This window comes from Pantoea sp. GABEPS69, assembly GCF_045780835.1.
GTDB lineage: Bacteria > Pseudomonadota > Gammaproteobacteria > Enterobacterales > Enterobacteriaceae > Pantoea > Pantoea septica.
Window position 1 is genome coordinate 106,928 of record NZ_CP118618.1, and the last position, 23,640, is coordinate 130,567.

Below are 23,640 nucleotides of genomic sequence, written 5' to 3' on the forward strand. Positions count from 1 at the left end.
TCTGTTACCAATCCTTTCCGCACCCTAGCATAGGGTTCTGTTTATTAAACGAGAACGCCGCCATGCTCGATCCCTCTTTTTTCAGCTACGTTACCGTGATGTCCATCACCCCTGGCCCCAATAACCTGCTGCTGGCGACCTCCGGCGTCAATTTCGGCCTGCGGCGCACGCTGCCGATGATCTCCGGCATACTGCTGGGCTGTCTGCTGCAAAACGCGCTGGCGGTGCTGGCGCTGGAGTGGCTGCTGAGCTGGATGAGCGCCGTCCGGCTGCCGCTGACGCTGGCGGGCTGCGCCTATCTGCTCTGGCTGTCGTGGAAACTCTGGCGGGCAGGCGCGCCGACCCACCGGGAAAAGGCGCAGCCGATGACCGTCGCCGGCGCCGTCGGCTTTCAGGCGGTCAATCCCAAAGCCTGGCTGATGGCGACCAACGTGGCGCTGCTGTGGAGCGCGCAGAGCGGGCTGTTGCCAGTGATGCTCGGCTTCGCGCTGGTCAACCTGCCCTGCATTTTAATCTGGGCAGCACTGGGCGATCGGCTGGGCCTGCATCTGCAAACGCCGTGGAAGCGTCGTCTCTTCAACGGCGTCATGGCGCTGTCGCTGGTCGCCACGACGTTATGGATGCTGGCGGACGCCCTGCGTTAATCGGGCGCGCCGGCGCCGGTTTCCGACGGCCATTTCCAGCCGCGCACTTCCGGCACATCCTCGCCATATTCACGCACGTAGCGATGGTGCTCGGCGATGCGCTCCTGCAAATCGTCCAGCAGCTCCGGATGGCGGTCCGCCAGGCCAGGCACGCGCAGGATCGCCTCCTGCGCCAGGTGATAGCGGTCCAGCTCGTTCAGCACCGTCATATCGAACGGCGTGGTGGTGGTGCCCTCTTCGTTAAAGCCGCGAACGTGGAAATTACGATGGTTGTTGCGCTGATAGGCGAGACGATGCACCAGCGCCGGATAGCCGTGGAAGGCGAAGATCACCGGCTTGTCGAGCGTGAACAGCGCGTCGAACTCCTCCTCGCTTTTGCCGTGCGGATGTTGATCCTGCGTTTGCAGCGCCATCAGATCGACCACGTTCACCACGCGAATCCGCAGGTCGGGCAGATAGCCGCGCAGCAGATCCACCGCCGCCAGCGTCTCCAGCGTCGGCACGTCGCCGGCGCACGCCATTACTACATCCGGCTCTTCGCCCTGCGGCGTGGTGCCCGCCCAGCGCCATTCGCCCATGCCTGCCTCACAGTGCGCGATGGCGCTCTCCATATCCAGCCACTGCGCCGACGGCTGCTTGCCCGCCACTATGACGTTGATGCGGTCCCAGGTGCGCAGGCAGTGATCGCCGACCCACAGCAGCGTATTGGCGTCCGGCGGCAGATAGATGCGGACGATATCCGCTTTTTTATTGGCGACGTGATCCATAAAGCCGGGATCCTGATGGCTGTAGCCGTTGTGATCCTGGCGCCAGACGTGCGAAGAGAGCAGATAGTTCAGCGAAGAGACCGGCTTGCGCCAGCCGAGCTTGCGCGTCACTTTCAGCCACTTGGCGTGCTGATTGAACATCGAGTCGACGATATGGATAAAGGCTTCGTAGCAGTTGAACAGGCCGTGACGGCCGGTCAGCAGATAGCCTTCAAGCCAGCCCTGGCACTGATGTTCGCTGAGGATTTCCATCACGCGGCCGTCGCGCGCCAGCTGCTCGTCGTAGGGCTTCACCGGCTCCAGCCAGGTGCGGCTGGTGACGTCGAATACCGGCGTCAGGCGGTTCGAGGCGGTTTCATCAGGACCGAACAGGCGGAAATTATGCTGGTTGCGCGCGAAAATCTCCGCCAGATAGCGGCCAAACTGTTCGGTAGCCTGCGCCAGCTGCGAGCCAGGTTCTTTTACGTCAAAGGCGAATTCGCGGATATCAGGGGTATTCAGCTCGCGGCGCAGCAGACCGCCATTGGCGTAGGGCGACGCGCCCATGCGTTTGTCGCCCTGCGGCGCCAGCGCGCGCAGCTCCGGCTTCAGCCGACCCTGTTCGTCGAACAGATCCTCCGGCTGATAGCTGCGCAGCCACTGCTCCAGAATCTGGCGATGTCCCGCATCTTCACGACAGGCGGCTACCGGCACCTGATGAGCGCGCCAGAAATCTTCTACCTTTTTGCCGTCAACCTCCTGCGGGCCGGTCCAGCCTTTAGGGCTACGCATAATAATCATCGGCCAGCGCGGAATGCCTTCCTGCTCACCGCCTGCGCGCGCCGCCTGCTGGTAAGCGGCGATTCGATCAAAGGCGTGCTCCAGCGTGTCCGCCATCTGCTGATGCATCTTCTCTGGCTCGTGTCCGCTAACGAACAGCGGCTCGTAGCCGTAACCGCGGAACAGCTGCTGCAGATCGTCGTCGCTGGCGCGCCCCAGGATAGTCGGGTTAGCGATCTTGTAGCCGTTAAGATGCAGAATTGGCAGCACGGCGCCGTCGCGCTGGGGATTGAGAAACTTAATGCCGTGCCAGCTCGACGCCAGCGGGCCGGTTTCCGCCTCGCCGTCGCCAATAACGCAGGGCACGATGAGATCCGGATTATCGAAGGCGGCGCCAAAGGCGTGCGACAGCGAATAGCCGAGTTCGCCGCCTTCGTTAATCGATCCTGGCGTTTCCGGCGCGGCGTGGCTTGGAATGCCGCCGGGAAACGAGAACTGCTTGAACAGGCGCTGCATGCCTTCGGCGTCCTGACTGACGTGCGGATAAATTTCGCTGTAGCTGCCTTCCAGCCAGGTATTGGCCACCATGCCGGGCCCGCCGTGGCCGGGGCCGCAGATATAGATCATATTCAGGTCGCGCTGGCGGATAATGCGGTTGAGATGCGCGTAGATAAAGTTGAGGCCGGGCGTGGTGCCCCAGTGTCCCAGCAGGCGAGGCTTGATATGTTCCGGCTGAAGAGGTTCGCGCAGCAGCGGGTTCGCCATCAGGTAAATCTGCCCGACGGAAAGGTAGTTGGCGGCGCGCCAGTAGCGATCCAGCAGGCGTAACTCACTGGCAGCGGTCGATTGTGACATCGGGCATTCTCCTGGTTAGCGAAAGGTAGCGGAAAAAAAGCGTTTCATTAACCCTAATAGAGAATGCGTAACTCGACCAGGCGACGGGCTGGCAGGAATGCCGTATTCGCCTCCTGGCGATCGGTTTACACTTCCCGCTCAGGTATCGCGGCTAAAAACAAAAAAGCCCCGCATAAGCGGGGCTTTTATCAGCAAAACCGTATTACTTGCCGACAACGTGCGCGGTCTCGCGTGCTTCGTCGTTCGCGGCGTTCGGCGTCACCGGCGGCGCGTAGGCGAGTTTCAGTACGCGGCTGGTATCCGCCAGCACTTTCTCCGTCAGCGTCACGTCGCCGTTAAGCTTGCGGCCCCAGGTGGGCACCACTGCGCGAATGCGGTTCTGCCATTCCGTCGACGCCATCTGCTCCGGCCAGGCTTTCGCCATCAGCTCCAGCATAATCGGCGCGGCGGTCGACGCGCCGGGCGAGGCGCCGAGCAGGGCGGAAATCGAGCCATCTTCCGAGGCGACCACTTCGGTGCCGAGCCGCAGCACGCCACCTTCTTTGGCATCTTTTTTAATGATCTGCACACGCTGGCCGGCGGTCACCAGACGCCAGTCGTCGGGATGCGCATCCGGCACATAGGTGCGCAGCGCTTCCATGCGATCGGCATCGCTCTGCAGCACCTGATCAACCAGATATTTCACCAGATCGAAATTCTTCAGTCCGACATTCATCATCGGCAGCAGGTTGCCGCTGTTCATCGAACCGAACATATCGAGCAGCGAACCCTGCTTAAGAAACTTGGTAGAGAAGGTGGCGAACGGGCCGAACAGCAGCACTCTTTTGCCGTCCAGCACGCGCGTGTCGACGTGTGGCACCGACATCGGCGGCGCGCCGACAGAGGCTTTGCCGTAGACTTTCGCCATATGCTGGCGTACCACGTCCGGGTTCTCGGTTACCAGGAAGGAGCCGCCAACCGGGAAACCGGCGTAGCCGCTGACTTCCGGAATGCCGCTCTTCTGCAGCAGAGGCAGCGCCGCGCCGCCCGCGCCGATAAAGACGTTTTTCGCCGTTAACACGCGGCTCTCGCCCGTGGCCAGCGAATGCAGCGTCACCTGCCAGCGGCCGTCGCTCAGGCGCTTCAGATCGCGCACTTCCTGACGCAGGCGCAGGCGGAAACCATGATGCTTCTCCAGCGAGGCGATCAGCTGACGCGTTACTTCGCCAAAATTGACGTCTGTGCCCATCTCCGTCCAGGTCGCCGCGACTTTCTGACGGCGATCGCGTCCTTTCATCACCAGCGGGATCCACTCGGCAATCTGCTGCGGATCTTCGGAGTAGGCCATGCCGCGGAACAGCGTGCTTTTCTGCAGCGCCTGATAGCGCTTACGCAGGAAAGCCACGTTCTCTTCGCCCCAGACAAAACTCATGTGCGGCGTACTGTTGATAAAGCGTTCGGGCGAGTGCAGGCGGCCCTTCTGAACCTGCCAGGCCAGGAACTGACGGGAAACCTGGAAGGATTCGTTAATGGTTAGCGCTTTGCTGATGTCGATGCTGCCATCCGCCTTTAACGGCGTATAGTTCAGCTCCGCCAGCGCGGCATGGCCGGTCCCGGCGTTATTCCAGCCGTTAGAGGACTCTTCCGCCACGCTCTCGAGACGCTCGACCATTTCAATGGTCCAGTCCGGCTCCAGATCCTGTAGCCAGGCGCCCAGCGTCGCGCTCATGACGCCTGCGCCGATCAGCAGCACATCAACGTCTTTACGCTCGGACATTTGCGGTTTTTCCATGCCAACGGCGCTCGATGCGAGCGTAAGGTTTACAGCTGTTTTGCTCATGAGGCGACATCTCCTCTCTCTGTTGACCTAATGCTCAACAGGTTCGCAGGCGAAATAGTCGCGCTTCTGGGGAGCGCGTTGCGCTATTTCTCAAAGGTTAAGACACAGGTTCGTTTAAGCGGGATGCAGGTTAACTGCACGTTATGCTTTGTCTATTGAATATAACATTCTCGCCTCTGAATTAAGCATTTGTTTATTTTTTAAATGCAGAAATGATTCAGCATAAGAATTAATCATCTCGGGCCGGCGGGCATAAGGGATTTTTTACCGAAAACTCAGCGGGTTAACCGAACATGATGTTGCGTAAATGCACGAAAGCAGTGCATGGCATGGAGAGAGGCGGAAATCGCCTTATTTTATAAAGATATGATTTTAAAAGATTATTCTAAAAAAGATCGATAAAGAATTTTTCACGACGAAGTGCTTTTCAGCCGATTCTGTAAAAGTAATGTTACATTTTTGTGAGTCCTGTCTGCCCGCGCCAGGGCAATAGCCGCAGCGGCGGGCACGGCATCATGAGCGAAACCAGCGGCGATAGATAAAACGGATCGCATAGAACTCCACTACGCCCAACAGCAGGAACCAGACGCAGAAGATCAGGGTGTAGAGCTGGTTGATATCCTGCAGGTGCAGGCGCTGAGTCAGGCTTCTGGCCATCGTCAGACCAAAATTGGGCGCGGGCAGCAGCAGCGCAGAGAGAAAGCCGAGCAGCAAGATGCCGCCGGGGATAATCAGAGATTCAAAAGGGTTTTTCATTAGCAGGTTCCGCATTAATCAGCGCGGCCATTTTCCGGCAATCTCCGCCAGGGTTCAATCCCCGCAGCGGCCGCCTGCCTGAACGGCGCATTAAGCCTTAAGAAAAGGCTTAAGTACCATTAACTTAGCGGCAAAAGATAGCGAACGATAAAAGTTATAGCCTTTGCTATACTTAAACCCATGATTTTCTTGTCTTTTTATCAGGCATGATGCGTGGTAGACTGCGCGCACTTTTACCAGACTGAACCTTTATTGCGGCAAAAAGCGGGCGTCTGAACGCATTTTACCCTGACACTAGCCATTATGACTTTTATCGCAACTCTGATCCTTGCCTTCGGTATGTCGATGGACGCCTTTGCCGCTGCGCTGAGCAAAGGCGCGGCGCTGCATCGTCCCGGATTCAAAGAGGCGCTGCGCACCGGCCTGATTTTTGGCGCGATTGAAGCTCTGACGCCGCTGATCGGCTGGGCTGCCGGTCTTGCCGCCAGCCGCTATGTCATGGCCTGGGATCACTGGGTCGCCTTTTTCCTGCTGTCGTTTCTCGGCGGGCGCATGATGATGGAAGGTTTTCGCCAGACGGCGACGGCAGAGCCGTGTGAAGCGCCGCAGCGTCACGGCTTTATGGTGCTGGCGGCCACGGCAGTTGCGACCAGCCTGGATGCCATGGCGGTCGGGGTGGGGCTGGCTTTCCTGCAGGTTAATATTATCGCCACCGCGCTGACCATCGGCATGGCGACCACCATCATGGCGACTACCGGCGTGCTGGTGGGACGTTTAGTCGGACCGGTGCTGGGCAAATGGGCGGAAGTGCTTGGCGGCGTAGTGCTAATTTCGATTGGCTGCACCATCCTCATCCAGCATCTCAACCTCTTCTCATAAAGCCGCCAACAGCAAATTAATGCTGTTTTTGTGATCTGGTTCAAAATTTATTGCCTGAAAAATGCACGGAAGTTATACTTTCGCTGCATTTCTTCAACAAATTTTGAATCAGGTACTCTATGAAACGCTTAGTGAAATATGTTTTCCGCGCTTATGTCGAAACCTTCAAATATGTCCCGCCAGGCGCGATGTACTAATTATTTACGCTTTATACCGTCTCAGGCAATCACGGCAGCCAGCGTGCCGTGATGCCCTCAAGCCATAGCTTTTTCTTTCTCTCTCTACGCCTCTTTTCCTCTATAAAGCGTCAATTCAGTCGCTATCATAAGCGCAGCTTTTAGCTATAGCCGCAGGTTATAGCCAGCAGCTAAACAAGCATTCGTCCCGCTTTCCCTGGCGTGAAATAGTTCGTTTCAGACCCTCAACCCTGTCTGAAAGAGAACGCATCATGCTTATCCCGCAACCCTATCTGCTATTTCTCGGCGACGTCACCGATCCGCTGGCTGCTAAAACCGCGCGCGGCATTCAGGTATGGCGGCCCGAACAGTGCGTTGGCGAAATTCGTTTGCCGGGCTGTACCGTTTCCCTTGGCCTTGAAGAGCTGGACATCGCTACGGCCAGGGCGCGCGGCGCGAAAACGCTGGTGCTTGGCACCGCTAACGCGGGCGGCTATCTGCCTCAGCACTGGCTGGAAAGCGTTATCGCCGCCATCAAAGCAGGCATGAACGTGGCGAGCGGCCTGCATCATCGTCTGGCAGACGAGCCAGAGCTGGTGGCGCTGGCGGAGACGCACGGCGTCGAACTGTTCGATATCCGTCATATGCGGCCGAAACTTAATGTCGGCAGCGGCAAAAAGCGCAGCGGAAAACGGGTGTTAACCGTCGGAACCGACTGCTCGGTCGGCAAAATGTACACGTCGCTGGCGCTGGAAGCCGCGATGCGCGCGCAGGGCATGAAGGCGGACTTTCGCGCCACCGGCCAGACCGGCATCCTGGTTGCTGGCGAAGGTATCGCTATCGACGCTGTCATCGCCGATTTTATCGCCGGCGCCGCGGAGGCGTTATCGCCAGCCAACGACGACGATCACTGGGATATCGTCGAAGGACAGGGCTCGCTGTTTCATCCCTCCTATGCAGGCGTCAGCATGGGGTTAATCCACGGCGCGCAGCCGCACTGGCTGGTGATGTGCCATGAGATGGGGCGTCCTCATATGCGTCATTTGCCCCATCAGCCGATGGTGGGGCTGGCGGACTGTGTGGAAGCCAATCTGCGCGCGGCGCAGGTTACCAGCGACAACCCGCAGCTAGCCGGTTTCGCTATTAATACCTCTAACTTCAGCGAAGAAGAAGCGCGCGACTATTGCACGCAGCTCAGCGAAACCTTCGGCGTGCCGGCGACGGATCCGGTGCGTTTCGGCATTGATGCGATCGCTACGCTGTTAAAAGAGCGAGGCTAAGATGCGCCGCATGCTGACTGAACTCCTCACGCTGCCGCTGGCCCGGCCTTTCGCCATCGCGCGCGGCACCCGCACCGCCGTGGCGGTGATCCGCGTCACTCTGGAGCAGGACGGCTTTATCGGTCACGGCGAATGCACGCCGACGCCGCGTTACAACGAGTCCGTCGAGAGCGTCCACGCCCAGCTTAACGCGATGAAAGAGGCGATCGAAGCGGGTCTCAGCCGCCAGGCGCTGCAAACGGAACTCAACGCAGGGGCGGCGCGTAACGCGCTCGATTGCGCCCTGTGGCGGCTGGACGCCGCGCGGGCGAAAAAGACGTTATGGCAGCAGGCCGCGCTGAGCGCGCCGCCGTCAGTCGTCACCGCTGAAACCCTCAGTCTCGAAAGCGTAGAGAAGATGGCTGATGCGGCGCAGGACGCGGTGTCACGCGGCGCGCTGCTCCTCAAGATCAAGCTTGACCGCGAAGCGATTGTGGAAAAAGTCGCGGCTATCCGCGCCGTCGCGCCTGACGCTACTTTGATCGTCGACGCCAACGAAGCCTGGAGCGGGCTGGATCTGCCGCCGCTGTTTGCCGCGCTGCTGCCTTATCGCATCGCAATGATCGAACAACCGTTGCCGGCGGGCGCAGATGCCGTCTTGCAGCATATCGCCCATCCCATTCCGCTTTGCGCTGACGAAAGCTGCCACACGCGCAGCGATATCGCCGCGCTGCGCGATCGCTACGAGATGATCAACATCAAGCTCGATAAATGCGGCGGCCTGACGGAGGCGCTGGCGATGGTCGACGAGGCGAAAAAGCAGGGCATGCGGCTGATGGTGGGCTGCATGCTCGGTTCTTCGCTGGCGATGGAAGCGGCGCTGCTGGTCACGCCGCAGGCAGAGCATGTCGATCTGGATGGCCCCATCTGGCTGGCGGCGGACAGTTCGCCTTTCCTTTCCTATTCACAAGGCCGCATCTGGCTGTAAACGCATATGGAGCAACGATGACGGATACTTCTCGCCTGACTGACGCCGCCAGCGTTGCCGGGTCGGACGGCGCGCCGGTGCTGGCGATAGAGCATCTCAGCGTCAGCTTTCGCGGACGCAGCGGCGCGCATCAGGCGCTGCACGACGTCTCTTTCGCCATCCAGCCGGGCGAAATCGTCGCGGTGGTCGGCGAGAGCGGGTCGGGAAAATCGGTGACCTCGCTGGCGGTTATGGGGCTGCTGTCCGCCTCGGCGCGCATTGACGGCGGCGCGATCCGCTTTCGCGACCGCACGGGCGAAACGCGCGATCTCAGCCGGCTTAGCGCGGAGCAGCGGCGCAGGCTGCGCGGACGCGAGATGGCGATGATTTTTCAGGAGCCGATGACTTCGCTCAACCCGGTGCTGCGCGTGGGCGATCAGCTCACCGAAGCGCTGCGCGACCATCAGCTCTGCTCCGGCGCCGACGCGCAGGCCCGCGCGCGGTCGCTGCTACGTCAGGTGCGCATCGCCGACGTCGATCGGGTGATGAGAAGCTTTCCGCACTCGCTCTCCGGCGGCATGCGCCAGCGCGTAATGATTGCGCAGGCGCTGGCGTGCGACCCGCAATTGCTGATTGCAGACGAACCGACCACCGCGCTCGACGTCACGGTACAGGCGCGCATTCTGCATATTTTGCGCGAGCTGCAGCGAGAAAAAGGAATGGCGGTGCTGTTCATCACGCATGACATGGGCGTCGTCGCCGAAGTGGCGGATCGGGTGGTGGTGATGTATCGCGGCAACGTCGTCGAGCAGGGACCGGTAGAGGCAATCTTCGCCGCGCCGCAGCATGACTATACCCGCGCGCTGCTGGCGGCGGTGCCGAAACCCGGGGAGATGCGCGACCAGCGCTGGCCGCAGCGTTTTCCGCTGCTGCACGGCGACGCGCCAGCCGAGGAGGCGCACATCACCGCGCGTTACGAAGAGAAACCGCTGCTCGACGTGCGCGGGCTGACCGTGCGCTTTCCCGTGCGCAGCGGCATTTTCTCCGCGCTGACGCATCGCGTGCATGCGGTCGAGCAGATCGACTTCGCCCTCTGGCCGGGAGAAACCCTGGCGATCGTCGGCGAAAGCGGCTGCGGCAAATCGACCACCGGCCGCGCCCTGATGCGACTGGTCGACGGCGACGCCGACAGCATTCTGTTTGCCGGCCGCGAAATCGCCAGCCTGAAAGAAGCACAGTTTCAGCCGCTGCGGCGTGAAATCCAGATGGTGTTTCAGGATCCCTACGCGTCGCTCAACCCTCGCCTGACCGTGGGCTTCACCATTGCGGAGCCGCTGCTGCTGCACGGCCTGGTGCGCTCGCTCGACGAAGCGACGCCGCAGGTTGAAGCATTATTAAAGAGCGTCGGCCTGCTGCCGGAACACGCGCGCCGCTATCCTCATGAGTTCTCCGGCGGCCAGCGGCAGCGTATCGCCATCGCCCGCGCCATGGCGCTCAAACCCAAAATTATTATTGCCGATGAAGCGGTCTCCGCGCTCGACGTGTCGGTTCAGGCGCAGGTCATCAACCTGATGATGGATTTGCAGCGGCAGATTGGCGTCGCCTGGATTTTTATCTCCCATGACATGGCGGTAGTAGAGCGCGTCGCCAACCGCGTGGCGGTGATGTACCTCGGCCAGATTGTCGAAATCGGCCCGCGGCAGTCGCTGTTTAATCAACCGCAGCATCCCTACACGCAGCGCCTGCTGGCCTCGGTGCCAGTAGTCGATCCGCGTCATCGTCCAGCGCGTCGTTTCGACGACGGGGAGATCCCGTCGCCTGTGCGCAGCGTAAAAGAGAGGGTGAGCAAACACCGTTATCGCCAGGTCGCGCCCGATCACTGGGTAGCCGAAGAGCATTAATTGCGTCTAGTCATTTCTACCAGGAGCCTTTATGAAGCCATTTTTCCGCCGCACTTCTCTCGCCCTCGGTTTAACAGCGTGTCTGGCCAGCGTCGCGCAGGCGCAGGATCTGCGTATTTCAATGTACGCCGATATCACCGGACTCGACCCGCATGATACCTCCGATAACATCAGCTATTCGGTGCAGAGCGGGATCTTTGAGCGCCTGTTTCAGTTCGACGCCAAAATGACCCTGACGCCCTGGCTGGCGACGGGCTATACCAGCAACGACGACGCCACCCAGTTCACGCTGACCCTGCGCGACGGCGTGACCTTTCAGGACGGTACGCCCTTTGACGCCGACGCGGTGAAGGCTAACCTCGATCGACTCGCCGACCAGAAAAAAGGCCTGAAGCGCAATAGCCTTTACCGCATGATCAAAAGCGTCACCGTGCTGGCGCCCAATAAAGTGCAAATCGACCTCAGCGAATCCTTCGGCGCCTTTATCAACACCCTGGCGCACCCGTCGGCGGTGATGTGGAGCCCGACGGTGCTGAAAGCCTTTCCCGACGAGGCGCAGCTGCGTCTGCATCCGGTCGGCACCGGGCCGTTTACCTTTGTGGAGTGGCAGCCTGGCAAGGCGGTGACGCTGACGAAATTCAACGGCTACTGGAACAAGGGCTGGCCGAAGGTGGATCGCGTGATCTTCTCGCCAAGCCCGGAAGACGCCACGCGGGTTGCGGCGCTGAAGGCGGGCCAGGTGGACGCGATCTATCCGCTGCCGTCCGATCTTATCGGCGCGGTACAGAGCGACAGCAAACTGGCGATCCAGCGCGATCCCAGCATCTATCTCTACTACATGGCGATCAACACTCAGCACAAGCCGCTAGCGGATACGCGCGTACGTCAGGCGATCAACTACGCCATCAACCGCGAGCTGTGGCTGAAAGTCGGGTTTGCCGGGATGGGTACGCCCGCCACCTCGGCGATCCCTGTCGGGGTGCAGTTCTATCAAAAACAGAGCGCGCCGAACTATCGCTACGCGCCGGAGGAGGCGAAAGCCCTGCTCGCGGCGGCGGGCTACCCGAACGGCCTCGATCTCAAGCTCTGGTGCACCAATGCCACCGCCAGCGTCCGCGCCGCGCAGTTCCTTAAGGCGCAGCTGGCGACCGTCGGCATTCGCGTCACCGTGACGCCGATGGATTCCGGCACGCGCAACGCCAGGCTGTGGGGCGTAAAGGATCCGAAACAGGCCGAGTACGATCTCTACTACGGCGGCTGGTCTACCTCGACCGGCGATGCCGACTGGGCGCTGCGTCCGCTGTTCGCCAGCGAATCCTGGGTGCCGACCTCATACAACGTCTCCTACTACAGCAATCCGGCGGTGGATAAGGCGATCGCCGGCGGTCTGGCGACCGCCGAACCGGCGAAACGCGCGGCCGCCTACGCCGACGCGCAGACGCTGCTGTGGAAAGAGGCGCCTGTCGCTTATCTCGGCACGCCGGACAATCTGGTCGGCAAAACGGCGAAACTGAGCGGCGTGTCGATGCTGCCGGACGGCAATCTGCTCTTTAATCAGGCCGCTTTTAAATAACGCCGAACGGCACTGCAAAAAAGGAAGGTTATGTTCGCATACATCCTGCGTCGGCTGCTGGAGATGGTTCCGGTATTGCTGGTGGTTTCGCTGCTGGTCTTCGGCTTTATCAAGCTGCTGCCCGGCGATCCGGCGCGTATCTACGCCGGACCTGACGCGCCAATAGAGGCGGTTGAGGCGGCGCGTCAGCATCTCGGCCTGAACGATCCGCTGCCGCAGCAGTACGTAAACTGGCTGGGCGGTATCCTGCGCGGCGATTTAGGCGTCACCTACCGCACCCAGCAGCCGGTGCTGGAGGTGATTCGCAAAGGCTTTATGCCGACGCTGTGGCTGGCGCTGGCGGGATTCGTCTGGTCCGTGGCGCTGGGACTGGCGCTGGGCGTCACGGCGGCGCTACGGCGCGGCGGCTGGCTGGACTGGACGCTGATGAGCGCCGCGGTCGGCGGCATTTCGATGCCGGCATTCTGGCTTGGGCTGCTGTTGATCCAGTTCGTCGCCATGCCGTTCGGCCTCTTCTCGGTCAGCGGCTTTAACCAGCCTGCCGATATCATCCTGCCCGCCATTACGCTTGGTTCGTCGGTCGCGGCGGTAATGGCGCGCTTTACCCGCTCGGCATTTCTTGAGGTGGCGCAGGAAGATTATGTGCGCACCGCGCGCGCCAAAGGGCTGCGGGCTGCGCGCGTCACCTGGAAACATGTGATGCGCAACGCGCTGATTCCGGTGATCACCATGCTGGGCCTGCAGTTCGGGTTTCTGCTTGGCGGCTCAATCGTGGTGGAAAGCGTCTTCAACTGGCCGGGACTGGGCTGGCTGCTGATTGAATCGATCAAGGCGCAGGACCAGCCGGTGATTCAGGCGCTGGTGATGCTGTTCGTATTTGAATTTATCGTAATCAACCTGCTGGTGGACCTGCTCTATGCAGTGGTCAATCCGGCAATTCGTCTCAGTCAGGGGGGCAAATGAGCCAGCAGACGCTAACCACCGTCGACAGCGAAGCGATCCGTTCGCCGTGGCGCGACTTCCTGCACGCTTTTGCGCGCAATCCGCTGGCGCTGGCGTCGGGCGGTTTCGTGCTGTTGCTGGTGCTGATCGCGCTCTTCGCGCCCTGGCTGGCGCCCTGGAACCCTATGGAGCCGGACTGGACGGCGCTCTCTATGCCGCCGTCAGGCGCGCACTGGATGGGCACGGACGAGCTCGGGCGCGACGTGCTGAGCCGGATTATCTACGGCGCGCGTATTTCGCTCTACGTCGGTATTGTGTCGGTAACGCTCGGCATGCTGGCGGGCATCGTGCTTGGTCTGCTGGCGGGCTACTATGGGCGCTGGGTCGATATGCTGATTATGCGCGGCTCCGACGTGCTCTTCGCCTTTCCCGGCATGCTGCTGGCGATTGCGGTGGTGGCGATACTGGGTCCCGGTCTCAACAACGTGATCATCGCGGTGGCGGTGTTCAGCGTGCCGGTTTTCGCGCGCATCGTACGCGCCTCGACGCTGTCGTTAAAACAGGCCGCTTATGTCGAAGCGGTGCGCTGCGTCGGCGCGCCGGACCGGGTGATCCTGCTACGGCACATTCTTCCCGGCACGCTGCCGAACGTGATCGTCTACTTCACCATGCGCATCGGCACCAGCATCCTCACCGCCGCCGGCCTGAGCTTCATCGGCCTCGGCCCGGAGCCCGACGTGCCGGAATGGGGCAATATCCTCGCCATGAGCCGCAGCATGATGATGGCGGGGCTGTGGCACGTCAGCGTTTTTCCCGGCCTGGCGATTTTTATGACGGTGCTGGCGTTCAACCTGTTAGGCGATGCGCTACGCGACACGCTGGACCCTAAACTCAAGAGCTAAAGATGGACTTTAACCAACAACAATGTGCGCTGTTGCTGCAGCGCTGGCGCGCCACGCGCCGCCTTGGGCAGCCGCGCGGCGTCTGTGGTCCGACTAATCGCATCAGCGACGTGCCCGGCGTGCGCGTCGGGCACTACACGCTGGACTGCGACGAGCGGCAAACCGGCGTGACGGCGGTGGTGCCGCCGGGAGAGAACCTTTTCGCCCAGCCGCTGCCGTGCGGCGCGGCGGTCTTTAACGGTTTTGCGAAGCCGGTCGGGCTGGTGCAGGTCACCGAGCTGGGCGTGCTGCAGACGCCGATTCTGCTCAGCAATACGCTGGCGGTCGGCACGCTATTCACCACTCTGGCGCGCGCGGCGATCCGCGTCAACCCGGAGCTGGGACGCGCGCTGCCCACGGTCAACCCGCTGGCGCTGGAGTGCAATGACGGCTGGCTCAACGATATTCAGGCGATGGCGGTGACCGAAGCGATGGCGCAGGCCGCTCTCGACGACGCCGACGCCGACTTCACGCGCGGCAGCGTCGGCGCAGGACGCGGCATGAGCTGCTTCAGCCTGAAAGGCGGCATCGGCAGCGCCTCGCGCCGCATTGACGGCCTTAACGCCACGCTGGGCATGCTGGTGCTGGCGAACTTCGGCGCGCTGGAGGCGCTGACGCTGGATGGCGTGCGCCTTGGCGAACAGATCGCGCCGCTGCTGCCATCGCTGACGCCGCAGCGCGACGCCGGCTCCATTATTATCGTCATGGCGACCGACGCGCCGCTCGACGCGCGCCAGCTGACGCGTATAGCGAAGCGCGCCGGCGCCGGTCTGGGACGGCTTGGCAGCTACTGGGGGCACGGCTCCGGCGACATCGCCGTGGCTTTCTCCACCCGGCCCGTGCCGCAACCGCCACCGGACGCCGCGCTAGAGCCGATGCTGTCGGCCGCGGCCGACGCCACCGAACATGCGGTGCTGGACGCGCTGCTCAGCGCGCAGCCCGTTACCGGCTTTCGCGGCCACCATCGTCCGGCGCTCAGCGATGTGCTGGACCGCCTTGCAGGAGTCACACCGTGAAAATTTTTATCTCGGCCGATATCGAAGGCGTCGCGGGGGTAATGCGTCCTGAACAGTGCGCGCCCGGCCACGCCGAATGGCAGCTGGCGCGCGAGTTAATGGAGCAGGAGGTTAACGCCGCGATCGACGGCGCCTTCGCAGCAGGCGCGACCGAAGTCGTCGTCGCCGACAGCCATGCGCAAATGACCAACCTGCGCGCCGCAAACATGGATGCGCGCGCACGCCTGGTGCAGGGCAAACCGCGCGCGCTCTCGATGGTGGAAGGGCTGGAACAGCAGCGCTTCGATGGCCTGATGCTGATCGGCTATCACAGCGCGGCAGGAGAGCCTGGCGTACTGGCGCACACCATCAATGGCCGCGCCTTCTGGCGCATGTTGATCAACGATCGCGTGGTGGGTGAAAGCGATATTTACGCGGCGGCGGCGGCGGAACAGGGCACGCCGCTGTGGCTGGTAAGCGGTGACGACTGCCTGCAGCAGTGGATCGCCGAACGCCACCCCGAGACGGAATATGTCTGCGTAAAGCGCGCGATTTCCCACACCTGCGCCGAATCGCTCAGCCCGCAGGCGGCGCGGGAGCGCATTCGCGAAGCGTCAGCGCGCGCGGTTTCGCGCGCCTCTGGCCCATGCGACGGCTCTCTGAACGCGCCCTATCGACTGACGCTGCAGGCGAGCAGGCCGGTGTTGGCGGATCTTTTCTGCCTGATACCCGGCGTTGCGCGCCTCGACGCCGTCACGGTCGGTTACCAGGCGGAACGCATAGCGACGCTGGTCAGCCTGCTCAGCGCCTTCTCTTATCTGGCATCGACACAAAATTAAACGCTATGTCATCGGATGAGCGGAAGTTTGTACGATTTTCATCTCATCTTTTGCTAACCTGCGCGCGAATTTATCTATAACAACGAGGCAGTAATGCAGCTTTGCAGTTTTTATCTTCCAGACCAGGGCATTAAAAGTTTCGGCATCGTAAAGGAAAACGGGGTGGTGGATGTCGGCACGCGCATGGGCGCGCAGTGCCCGGATCTGAAAACCTTCCTGCAGCGCTCCTCGCTGGCGGATCTCGCGGCGTTTGGCGATCGACCTGCCGACTATGCCTTCGACGCGCTGCGTTTTCTGCCGGTGATTGACAATCCCGGCAAGGTTTTTTGCGTCGGCATGAACTACGCCGATAAGCGGAAAGAGTTCTCAGAAACCCAGAACGCGCCGACGCTGTTTATCCGCTTCGCGGACTCCCTGACCGGCCATGAGCAGCCGCTGATGAAGCCCGCCTCCACCAGCGAATTCGACTACGAAGGCGAACTGGCGGTGATCATCGGCAAACCGGCGCATAAGGTGAAAGCCGACGAGGCGCTGAGCTACGTGGCAGGCTACAGCTGTTTTATGGATGCGACAGTGCGCGACATGCAGTTTACCTGGTTTACCGCCGGGAAGAACTGGCCGCAGACTGGCGGCTTTGGCCCCTGGATGACGACGGCCGAGGCGATTGGCGACCCGCAGACGCTGGGGATCAAAACCTTCCTAAACGGGCGCGAAGTGCAGAATGATACCACCGGCAGCATGGTGCACAGCGTCGCGAATATTATCGAGTACATCTCCGCGTTCAGTCCGCTTTCGCCGGGCGACGTCATTTTCACCGGTTCGCCGGGCGGCGTCGGTAAGAAGCGCACGCCGCCGCTGTTTATGTTCAGCGGCGACGTAGTGGAAGTCGAGATTGAGAAGATCGGCAGGCTGCGTAACGTTATCGCGTAAACTGCACCACCCGGCTGCGGTTAAGCAGCAGACGCAGCCGGCTGCCATCGCGCTTCAGCATAAAGCGCTTTTGCCAGGGACCGTCCTGCGCGGTCGCCAGCACGCGGTCGCCGCTCAGCGATCTCAGGCTGGCGACAATCGCCGCCGGGCCGATGCCCATCGTTAGCCGCTCGCCCTCAATCACCAGTTCGCTGCGCCACTGCGGCAGGAACCAGCGTCCCTGCATCGTCTGTAAGCTGGCGCCGTCGGGCTGCGCCGGCACAAAGCGGCGCGGCGCATAGCCGATCTCGCCGACGATGGCGTCGCCTTGCTGGCGCAGCCGCAGCGGAAAACTGCTGGAGAGCGAACGCGCCTCGCCCTGGGCGCCAACGCGCCACAGCGTTTCGCTTGCGCCGAGCCAGGTCGCTGCGTCGCCAGCGATCTCCAGCCACTCCGCCTCTTGTTCCCCGACATAGAGGCCGGGCGTGAGATCGTGCCCTTTCTCCGGCAGCGTGCGGTTAAGCAGCGCCGCCATCACGCGCAGCGCGCCTTCAGAGGTGGCGACATCTTCGCGATTCGCCACCAGCGCCACGCCCGCCTGGCGTTCAGGATGCAGCAGGAAATAACTTTTATAGCCCGCGTGCGAGCCGCCGTGGCCAAACAGCGTCTGGGTGCCGATCTGCGTGCTGGCCAGACCCAGTCCGTAGCCGCTGACGCGTCCATCCGCCAGCAGGCGCGGCGCGCTGAGGCGCCGCAGCACGCCCGCGCCGGGGCCGCTGTCGCTCAACAGCGCCTGCAACCAGCGCGTCAGATGGCGCAGGCTGCCGGCGACGCTGCCGGAGGCGGAGAGATGAAGGCCGGCGCTGGCGAGCTGCCAGCGGCTGCCGTCGAACCAGTAACCCGGCGCCAGACCGGGCACCACGTCGAACCAGGTTTCCGGCGCGGTCAGGCTGATATCCAGCGGCTGACAGATATACTGCTGCAGCAGGGCGTCGAAACGCACCCCTTTCGCTTTTAGCGCCTCCTCCACCAGCCGATAGCCGGTATTGGTGTAAGAAATTTCGCTGCCGGGCGGGTAGTTCAGCTCGCTCTCCGCGGCGAGAAACGCCAGCAGGTCGGCGTCGGTGGTGGCGTTGTAGAGCGACAGCCCGATCAGCGACAGCGTTTCGCGCAGATCCGGCAGCCCGCTCGACATATCCAGCGCCTGTCCCACGGTAACCTGACCGTTGGCGCCGCGCAGCTGCGGCAGGTGATCCGCCAGTTTGTCGTCAGACGACAGATAGCGGCGTCCCGGCCCGGTCGCCAGCGCAGCGAAAAGATGTTTGGTGATGGAGGCGAAGCGCACCACGCTGTCGAGGGTAAACGGCGTCTGCTGCGCTAAATCGGCCACTCCGGCGCAGTGCGCCGAATGCACCTGACGCGCGTCAAACAGCACTATCGCGCCGCCCGGCGCGCCGGGCTGCCGCCAGCCCTGGACAAGCTCATCGGCGACCGCTGCCGCCCGTTGCCACTCCAGCGTCATGCCGGCTCCTCCAGTCCAATGCTCAAATCGAACAGCTGTGCGGTATGCGGATGATGAATTCGCCGCGCGCGCAGGTCGTCCGCGCTCAACTGCTCTACCATTTCGCCATGCTGCATCACGCCGATACGCTGGCAAAGATGGGCGACGACCGCCAGATTATGCGTCACCAGAATATAGGTAAGATTGCGCGCGCTGCGCAGATCGCTAAGCAAATTGAGGATTTCCGCCTGAACGGAAACGTCCAGCGCGGAGGTCGGCTCATCCAGCAGCAGCGCCTCCGGCTCGGCGATCAGCGCGCGAGCGATCGCCACGCGCTGGCGCTGACCGCCGGAAAGCTGATGCGGATAGCGGAAGCGCGCGGCGGCGGGCAGGCCGACATCGCTCAGCGCCTGGTTGATGCGCTGTTCGGCGCGATCGAGGCGATGCACCAGCAGCGGCTCATGCAAAATACGGTCGATTGTCTGGCGCGGATGCAGCGAACCGTAGGGATCCTGAAATACCATCTGCACCTGACGGAAAAAAGGGCGGCCGCGTCGGGCGCTTAGCGTCATGCCGCCGAAGCGGATTTCACCGCGCCAGTCGTTGTTCAGTCCCGCCAGCGCGCGCAACACCGTTGATTTGCCGGAGCCGCTTTCGCCCACCATGCCGAAACTCTCGCCGCTGCCTACCTGGAAAGTGACCGCTTTGACGGCGCGGTGCGCGCCGAAACTGACGTCCAGATTGTTGATTTCAAACATAGCTTGCTCCTAATCGCGCCATGCGTCGTCGCGCTGCAGCGTCGGCAGGCGCGCGCGCGGGTGACGCAGCGACGGCAGGCAGGCCAGTAGCCCCTGCGTGTAGGGATGCTGCGCCTGGTGCAGCTGCCGGGCGTCAAGCTGCTCGACGATACGTCCGGCGTACATCACCGCCACGCGATCGCAGAAGTGCGACACCAGCGGCAGGTCGTGACTGATAAGGATGAGTCCCATACCGCGCGCTGAAACCAGATCGTCGATCAGGCGCAGAATCTCCGCCTGCACCGTCGCGTCGAGCGCGCTGGTAGGCTCGTCGGCGATCAGCAGTTCGGGATCGGGCGCCAGCATCATGGCGATCATCACCCGCTGCCCCATGCCGCCGGAAACCTCATGCGGATAGCGTAGCGCTACGGCGGCGGCGTCGCGAATTTTCACCTGCTCCAGCAGGCCGATCGCCGCCTGCATCGCCGCTTTTCTGCTGCCGCCTTTGTGTTCGCGCCAGGCCTCGGCGATCTGCTGGCCGATAGTCATGACCGGGTTAAGCGAATATTTCGGATCCTGCAGAATAAAGCCGACGCGTCTGCCGCGGATCTGCCGCAGCGTTTTTTCGCTGGCGCCGCGCAGGTCGATGCCGTCAAAACGTAGCGTGTCGGCGCTGACTTCGGCGTTGCCCGGCAGCAGCTGCATCAGGCTGCGCGCGGTGAGCGATTTGCCGGAGCCGCTCTCGCCGACGATGGCGAATTTCTCTTTGCCGACTCTAAAACTGACGCCGCGCACCGCCTCGAACCTTTCCGCGCGGCTGCGAAAGGCGATGCGTAGATTCTCTATTTCCACCAGCATTTAGCGCTCCCTGGGATCGAGGACGTCGCGCAGGCCGTCGCCGAGAAAGTTAAAGGCCAGCGAGGTGACAAAAATCGCGATGCACGGCATCAGCGGCACCCACCATTCGCTGAAGAGGAAGCGGCGCGCGGTCGCGATCATGGTTCCCCATTCCGGCGACGGCGGCTGCGCGCCCATGCCGAGGAAACCGAGGCTGGCGGCGGTGATGATAATAGAACTCATATCGAGCGTGACGCGCACGATCAGGCTCGGCACGCAGAGCGGCATAATGTGGCGCAGAATAATGCGCAGCGGCGACGCGCCGGTCAGGCGGCTGGCGGCGATAAAGTCGCTGTGGCGAAACTGCAGCGTTTCCGCGCGCGCCAGCCGGGCATAAGGCGGCCAGGCGGTAAGGGCGATCGCCAGTACCGCGCTCTCGACGCCCGGCTTGAGCGCGGCAACGAAGGCCAGCGCCAGGATCAGGCGCGGGAAGGCGAGAAAAATATCGGTGACGCGCATCAGCGCCTTATCGACGATGCCGCCGAGATAGCCGGCGATACAGCCAATCAGCAGGCCGAGCGGGGCGGTCAGCGCCACGACGGCGATAACCATGCCGAGCGTGGTGCGGCCGCCGTAAATAATGCGCGTCCAGAGATCGCGTCCAAGCTCGTCCGTGCCGAGCCAGTGCGCGGCGGACGGCGCCGCCAGACGGTTTTCCAGATGCTGCGCGCCGGCATCGTAAGGCGTCAGCAGCGGCGCGGCGATGGCCAGCAGCAGCATCAGCAGAATAACGGCCATACCGCCTGTCGCCAGCGGATTGCCGCGCAGGTTGAGCCACAGGCGATAGCGTCGGCCCCAAACCGCCTGGCGGCGGTTGGTCGGCGAATCGGCCAGCAGCCAGTTACGTGAAATAAACATTATTTTATCCGTGGATCGCAGAGTCGATAGAGAAGGTCGGCGAGCTGGTTGAGCAGCACGTAAACCGTGCCGACCAGCAGCGTGGCGCCCACCACCGGATTCATGTCGGCGTTCATTAACGAGGTGGTGAGATACTGCCCGAGGCCTGGCCAGGCGAAGACATTTTCCGTCACCACCGCGCCCTCCAGCAGCCCGGCATAGGTCAGCGCCAGCACCGTAATCAGCTGAACCGCGACCGTTGGGAACGCGTGACGCCAGATGACGCGGCGCGACGACAGCCCCTTGGCGCGCGCGGTAATCACAAACTCGCCGCTGAGCGCGTTGAGCATAAAGGTGCGGGTCATACGCGTGATGTAGGCCATGCTGAAGTAGGCGAGGATGCAGACCGGCTGCGCCATATGCGCCAGCGCGTCGCGGAAGGCGTCATATTCGCCCGCCAGCAGCGAATCGATGGTGAGAAATCCGGTAACCTGCGGGATCATATCCTGCCAGATGATGTCCTGCCGCCCCGGCCCCGGCGCAATCCCGAGCACGGCGTAGAATAGCAGCAGGCTGAGCAGCGCCAGCACGAATACCGGCAGCGAATGGCCCGCCAGGCAGATGACGCGGATGGTCTGATCGATCCAGGTGCCCTGGCGCACCGCCGCCCAGACGCCGAGGGGAATGCCGATCAGCGCGGCAATGACGATCGCCGCCGTCGCCAGCTCCATGGTGGCCGGGAAAAAGCGGGCGATATCGCTGGTCACGCTGTTCGACGTCAGTACGGAACGGCCCAGGTCGCCATGCAGCAGCTGGTTGAGATAGTGGCCGAACTGCACGTAGAGCGGCTGATCCAGCCCCATCTCCGCGCGCGCGCGTTCCACCACCGACTGCGGCGCGTTGTCGCCAACCGCCGCCAGCACCGGATCGGTCGGCATTACCCGACCAATAAAAAAGGTCAGCACCGTCAGGCCGAACAGCGTTAGCAGCAGGCTGCCCAGCGCGCTGGCGCCGCGTTTTGCCGCGCCCGTCACGCTTTTTTCACCTGCTGATAAGGCCATTGTTCCAGCACGGTCATATGCACGTCAGAGAGACTCTTCGCGCAGGCGGTGGTCTGAATCTGCTGCATCATAAAAATGAACGGGCTCTTTTCCCGATGCAGCTGCTGAATTTTTTCATACAGCGCGAGACGCTGCGCCGGGTCGCTTTCGTGCAGCGCCTGCGTGGTGAGCTGGTTAAATTCGTCGTCTGACCAGCCGCAGCGCCATGCCAGGGTGCGGTTGCGCGCGTTGGTGCTGTTATCGGTATTGACGCAGAACGCTTCCGTATTGGAGTTCGGATCGAAGTAGTCCGCGCCCCACGAGGTGATCGCCAGCTGATGCTGACGCGCGCGCATCTTTGTCAGCACCTGACGGTTCTCCGAGGCGATCAGCGACACCTTGATGCCAATGGCGCCGAGCTGGGTCTGAATCGCCTGGGCGATATCGGGATAGGGCTGCATCGAATAGTGGTCAAGGGTGATCTCGAAACCCTCCGGGTAACCCGCTTCCGCCAGCAGCGCTTTCGCTTTATCGACATCGCGATGAAAAGGGGTGTCGTCGAGCGCTGCCGGAAAGCCGGAAGGTAAAAAGCTCTGATGAACGTTGTAGGTCAGCGACAGAATATTTTTCTGGATGCTGTCGTAGTCGATCGCCCACTTAAGCGCCTGCCACACCTGCGGCTTCTGCAGCAGCGGATGGGTGGTATTGCATGACATCAGCATGATGGCGGAAAGCGGCTGCTTCACCAGCGTCACCTCGCTGCTGGACTGCAGCGGTTTTAACTGCTCGGTGGTGAGATCGTAGGCGACGTCCACGTCGCCTTTTTGCAGCATCAGCGACTGCGCGGCGGGGTCGGCGATATGCTTGAGGATGACGCGCTTGATCGCGCTCTGGCCAGCGTACTGCGGGCTCAGCTCCAGAATCACCGTTTCGCTCGCTTTCCAGCTGCGCAGCGTGAAGGCGCCGGAGCCGGCGCTGTGCTGCTTCAGCCAGGCGTTGCCGAGGTCGCCGTTTTGCTGGTTGGCGAGACAGGCTTTTTTCGACACGATGCTGCCGACCGTGGCGGAGAGGCAGTAGAGCAGGAAGGATTCTGAGGCGGGCGCGCCCAGCGCCATCTCCAGGGTATGGGCGTCTTTCGCCGTCACCTTGCTGGCGACATTTTCTTTGGTAAAGCCGAACTGGTTAATGATAAAGGCCGGGCTCTTATCCAGCTTGACGATGCGCTCGATGGAAAAGGCCGCATCCTCGGCGGTCACCGGCGTGCCGTCGGCGAATTTGGCCGCCGGATCGAGGCGGAAAGTAAATAGCGTGTTGTCGCCGTTCGCCTCCCAGCTTTGCGCCAGCATGCCGACAATCTTATCCGCCTGCTGCGGATCGGGCTGCACCAGCTTCTGGTAAAGATTGCCGCAGATCTGACCGCCGGTCGCTTCAAAGCTTTCATGCGGGTCGAGACTGGTCATATTGTCGAGCTGCATCGCCATGACCAGCATGCCGGCTGGCGCGGCGGCGAAGGCGGGGTTGAAGCTTAGCGAGGATAAAACCGGCGCGGCAGCGCAGCCTGCGATAAAGCGTCTTCTGGTGACCATTTCCACTCCAGGTTATTGATTATTAAAAGTAAAAAACAAAATTCGTCTGTTATTTATCTTG

21 protein-coding genes are annotated in these 23,640 nt (G+C 61.9%); 12 read left to right on the forward strand and 9 right to left on the reverse strand.

Annotated elements, in window-relative coordinates; all coding sequences use genetic code 11:
• Positions 1-62: 62 nt before the first annotated feature.
• Positions 63-644, forward strand: coding sequence for a LysE family translocator (locus PVE98_RS00490; protein WP_033753472.1), 582 nt, complete (start codon positions 63-65; stop codon positions 642-644).
• Here PVE98_RS00490 and PVE98_RS00495 read toward each other — a convergent pair.
• From PVE98_RS00495 to PVE98_RS00505, 3 genes are all read right to left on the reverse strand, one after another.
• Positions 641-3,025, reverse strand: a complete 2,385-nt coding sequence (locus tag PVE98_RS00495) for a phosphoketolase (protein WP_033753471.1) — start codon at positions 3,023-3,025, stop codon at positions 641-643. The genes PVE98_RS00490 and PVE98_RS00495 overlap by 4 nt on opposite strands.
• Positions 3,026-3,227: 202 nt before the next feature.
• On the reverse strand, positions 3,228-4,844 hold the full coding sequence (mqo, locus tag PVE98_RS00500; RefSeq protein ID WP_033753470.1) for a malate dehydrogenase (quinone): 1,617 nt from the start codon (positions 4,842-4,844) through the stop codon (positions 3,228-3,230).
• A 513-nt stretch (positions 4,845-5,357) separates the two neighbouring features.
• Positions 5,358-5,600, reverse strand: a complete 243-nt coding sequence (locus tag PVE98_RS00505) for a DUF1158 domain-containing protein (protein ID WP_033753469.1) — start codon at positions 5,598-5,600, stop codon at positions 5,358-5,360.
• A 303-nt stretch (positions 5,601-5,903) separates the two neighbouring features.
• On the opposite strand from PVE98_RS00505, the gene mntP reads away from it, so the two are divergent.
• The 11 genes from mntP (at position 5,904) to PVE98_RS00560 (ending at position 17,002) form a co-directional block, all read left to right on the forward strand.
• On the forward strand, positions 5,904-6,479 hold the full coding sequence (gene mntP / locus PVE98_RS00510; RefSeq protein WP_033792759.1) for a manganese efflux pump MntP: 576 nt from the start codon (positions 5,904-5,906) through the stop codon (positions 6,477-6,479).
• A gap of 119 nt (positions 6,480-6,598) precedes the next feature.
• Positions 6,599-6,676: a stress response protein AzuC gene (gene azuC, locus PVE98_RS00515; protein ID WP_120457375.1), complete on the forward strand. Its 78-nt coding sequence runs from the start codon at positions 6,599-6,601 to the stop codon at positions 6,674-6,676.
• A gap of 251 nt (positions 6,677-6,927) precedes the next feature.
• Positions 6,928-7,935, forward strand: a complete 1,008-nt coding sequence (gene dgcN / locus PVE98_RS00520; protein ID WP_033753466.1) for an N-acetyltransferase DgcN — start codon at positions 6,928-6,930, stop codon at positions 7,933-7,935.
• A gap of 1 nt (position 7,936) precedes the next feature.
• Positions 7,937-8,902, forward strand: a complete 966-nt coding sequence (gene dgcA, locus PVE98_RS00525; protein ID WP_407568539.1) for an N-acetyl-D-Glu racemase DgcA — start codon at positions 7,937-7,939, stop codon at positions 8,900-8,902.
• Positions 8,903-8,919: 17 nt separating this feature from the next.
• Positions 8,920-10,782, forward strand: coding sequence for an ABC transporter ATP-binding protein (locus PVE98_RS00530; protein ID WP_096072238.1), 1,863 nt, complete (start codon positions 8,920-8,922; stop codon positions 10,780-10,782).
• A 31-nt stretch (positions 10,783-10,813) separates the two neighbouring features.
• Positions 10,814-12,355, forward strand: coding sequence for a glutathione ABC transporter substrate-binding protein (locus PVE98_RS00535; protein ID WP_096072237.1), 1,542 nt, complete (start codon positions 10,814-10,816; stop codon positions 12,353-12,355).
• Between the two features lie 30 nt (positions 12,356-12,385).
• Positions 12,386-13,318: an ABC transporter permease gene (locus PVE98_RS00540; RefSeq protein WP_033753456.1), complete on the forward strand. Its 933-nt coding sequence runs from the start codon at positions 12,386-12,388 to the stop codon at positions 13,316-13,318.
• Positions 13,315-14,199: an ABC transporter permease subunit gene (locus PVE98_RS00545; protein WP_096072236.1), complete on the forward strand. Its 885-nt coding sequence runs from the start codon at positions 13,315-13,317 to the stop codon at positions 14,197-14,199. The genes PVE98_RS00540 and PVE98_RS00545 overlap by 4 nt, the downstream gene beginning before the upstream one ends.
• Before the next feature lie 2 nt (positions 14,200-14,201).
• The gene (locus tag PVE98_RS00550; RefSeq protein WP_096072235.1) at positions 14,202-15,254 is read left to right on the forward strand and encodes a P1 family peptidase; all 1,053 of its coding nucleotides are present in this window, start codon (positions 14,202-14,204) and stop codon (positions 15,252-15,254) included.
• A complete protein-coding gene (locus PVE98_RS00555) occupies positions 15,251-16,072 on the forward strand; it encodes a M55 family metallopeptidase (RefSeq protein ID WP_096072234.1) in 822 nt (273 codons plus the stop codon). Before PVE98_RS00550 ends, PVE98_RS00555 begins: the two co-directional genes overlap by 4 nt.
• 93 nt (positions 16,073-16,165) lie before the next feature.
• The gene (locus PVE98_RS00560) at positions 16,166-17,002 is read left to right on the forward strand and encodes a fumarylacetoacetate hydrolase family protein (RefSeq protein ID WP_033753445.1); all 837 of its coding nucleotides are present in this window, start codon (positions 16,166-16,168) and stop codon (positions 17,000-17,002) included.
• On the opposite strand, the gene PVE98_RS00565 is transcribed toward PVE98_RS00560, so the two are convergent.
• The 6 genes from PVE98_RS00565 to PVE98_RS00590 are packed head-to-tail and all read right to left on the reverse strand — an operon-like array spanning position 16,992 to position 23,579.
• Positions 16,992-18,503 (reverse strand): serine hydrolase, encoded by a 1,512-nt coding sequence (locus PVE98_RS00565; protein WP_096072233.1) that lies wholly within the window; start codon positions 18,501-18,503, stop codon positions 16,992-16,994. The two genes, PVE98_RS00560 and PVE98_RS00565, sit on opposite strands and share 11 nt — an antisense overlap.
• On the reverse strand, positions 18,500-19,240 hold the full coding sequence (locus PVE98_RS00570) for an ABC transporter ATP-binding protein (protein WP_033753439.1): 741 nt from the start codon (positions 19,238-19,240) through the stop codon (positions 18,500-18,502). The genes PVE98_RS00565 and PVE98_RS00570 overlap by 4 nt, the downstream gene beginning before the upstream one ends.
• A 9-nt stretch (positions 19,241-19,249) precedes the next feature.
• On the reverse strand, positions 19,250-20,077 hold the full coding sequence (locus PVE98_RS00575; RefSeq protein WP_096072232.1) for an ABC transporter ATP-binding protein: 828 nt from the start codon (positions 20,075-20,077) through the stop codon (positions 19,250-19,252).
• Positions 20,078-20,974, reverse strand: a complete 897-nt coding sequence (locus PVE98_RS00580; RefSeq protein WP_048783263.1) for an ABC transporter permease — start codon at positions 20,972-20,974, stop codon at positions 20,078-20,080. It abuts the gene before it with no gap.
• Positions 20,974-22,014, reverse strand: a complete 1,041-nt coding sequence (locus PVE98_RS00585) for an ABC transporter permease (RefSeq protein WP_187143612.1) — start codon at positions 22,012-22,014, stop codon at positions 20,974-20,976. The genes PVE98_RS00580 and PVE98_RS00585 overlap by 1 nt, the downstream gene beginning before the upstream one ends.
• The gene (locus PVE98_RS00590) at positions 21,984-23,579 is read right to left on the reverse strand and encodes an ABC transporter substrate-binding protein (protein ID WP_033753429.1); all 1,596 of its coding nucleotides are present in this window, start codon (positions 23,577-23,579) and stop codon (positions 21,984-21,986) included. The genes PVE98_RS00585 and PVE98_RS00590 overlap by 31 nt, the downstream gene beginning before the upstream one ends.
• Between the last annotated feature and the right edge of the window lie 61 nt (positions 23,580-23,640).

Coding starts and splice junctions, on each gene's coding strand:
- PVE98_RS00490 (WP_033753472.1), top strand. CDS start 63: ATGCTCGATCCCTCTTTTTTCAGCTACGTTACCGTGATGTCCATCACC.
- PVE98_RS00495 (WP_033753471.1), bottom strand. CDS start 3,025: ATGTCACAATCGACCGCTGCCAGTGAGTTACGCCTGCTGGATCGCTAC.
- mqo (WP_033753470.1), bottom strand. CDS start 4,844: ATGAGCAAAACAGCTGTAAACCTTACGCTCGCATCGAGCGCCGTTGGC.
- PVE98_RS00505 (WP_033753469.1), bottom strand. CDS start 5,600: ATGAAAAACCCTTTTGAATCTCTGATTATCCCCGGCGGCATCTTGCTG.
- mntP (WP_033792759.1), top strand. CDS start 5,904: ATGACTTTTATCGCAACTCTGATCCTTGCCTTCGGTATGTCGATGGAC.
- azuC (WP_120457375.1), top strand. CDS start 6,599: ATGAAACGCTTAGTGAAATATGTTTTCCGCGCTTATGTCGAAACCTTC.
- dgcN (WP_033753466.1), top strand. CDS start 6,928: ATGCTTATCCCGCAACCCTATCTGCTATTTCTCGGCGACGTCACCGAT.
- dgcA (WP_407568539.1), top strand. CDS start 7,937: ATGCGCCGCATGCTGACTGAACTCCTCACGCTGCCGCTGGCCCGGCCT.
- PVE98_RS00530 (WP_096072238.1), top strand. CDS start 8,920: ATGACGGATACTTCTCGCCTGACTGACGCCGCCAGCGTTGCCGGGTCG.
- PVE98_RS00535 (WP_096072237.1), top strand. CDS start 10,814: ATGAAGCCATTTTTCCGCCGCACTTCTCTCGCCCTCGGTTTAACAGCG.
- PVE98_RS00540 (WP_033753456.1), top strand. CDS start 12,386: ATGTTCGCATACATCCTGCGTCGGCTGCTGGAGATGGTTCCGGTATTG.
- PVE98_RS00545 (WP_096072236.1), top strand. CDS start 13,315: ATGAGCCAGCAGACGCTAACCACCGTCGACAGCGAAGCGATCCGTTCG.
- PVE98_RS00550 (WP_096072235.1), top strand. CDS start 14,202: ATGGACTTTAACCAACAACAATGTGCGCTGTTGCTGCAGCGCTGGCGC.
- PVE98_RS00560 (WP_033753445.1), top strand. CDS start 16,166: ATGCAGCTTTGCAGTTTTTATCTTCCAGACCAGGGCATTAAAAGTTTC.
- PVE98_RS00565 (WP_096072233.1), bottom strand. CDS start 18,503: ATGACGCTGGAGTGGCAACGGGCGGCAGCGGTCGCCGATGAGCTTGTC.
- PVE98_RS00570 (WP_033753439.1), bottom strand. CDS start 19,240: ATGTTTGAAATCAACAATCTGGACGTCAGTTTCGGCGCGCACCGCGCC.
- PVE98_RS00575 (WP_096072232.1), bottom strand. CDS start 20,077: ATGCTGGTGGAAATAGAGAATCTACGCATCGCCTTTCGCAGCCGCGCG.
- PVE98_RS00580 (WP_048783263.1), bottom strand. CDS start 20,974: ATGTTTATTTCACGTAACTGGCTGCTGGCCGATTCGCCGACCAACCGC.
- PVE98_RS00585 (WP_187143612.1), bottom strand. CDS start 22,014: ATGGCCTTATCAGCAGGTGAAAAAAGCGTGACGGGCGCGGCAAAACGC.
- PVE98_RS00590 (WP_033753429.1), bottom strand. CDS start 23,579: ATGGTCACCAGAAGACGCTTTATCGCAGGCTGCGCTGCCGCGCCGGTT.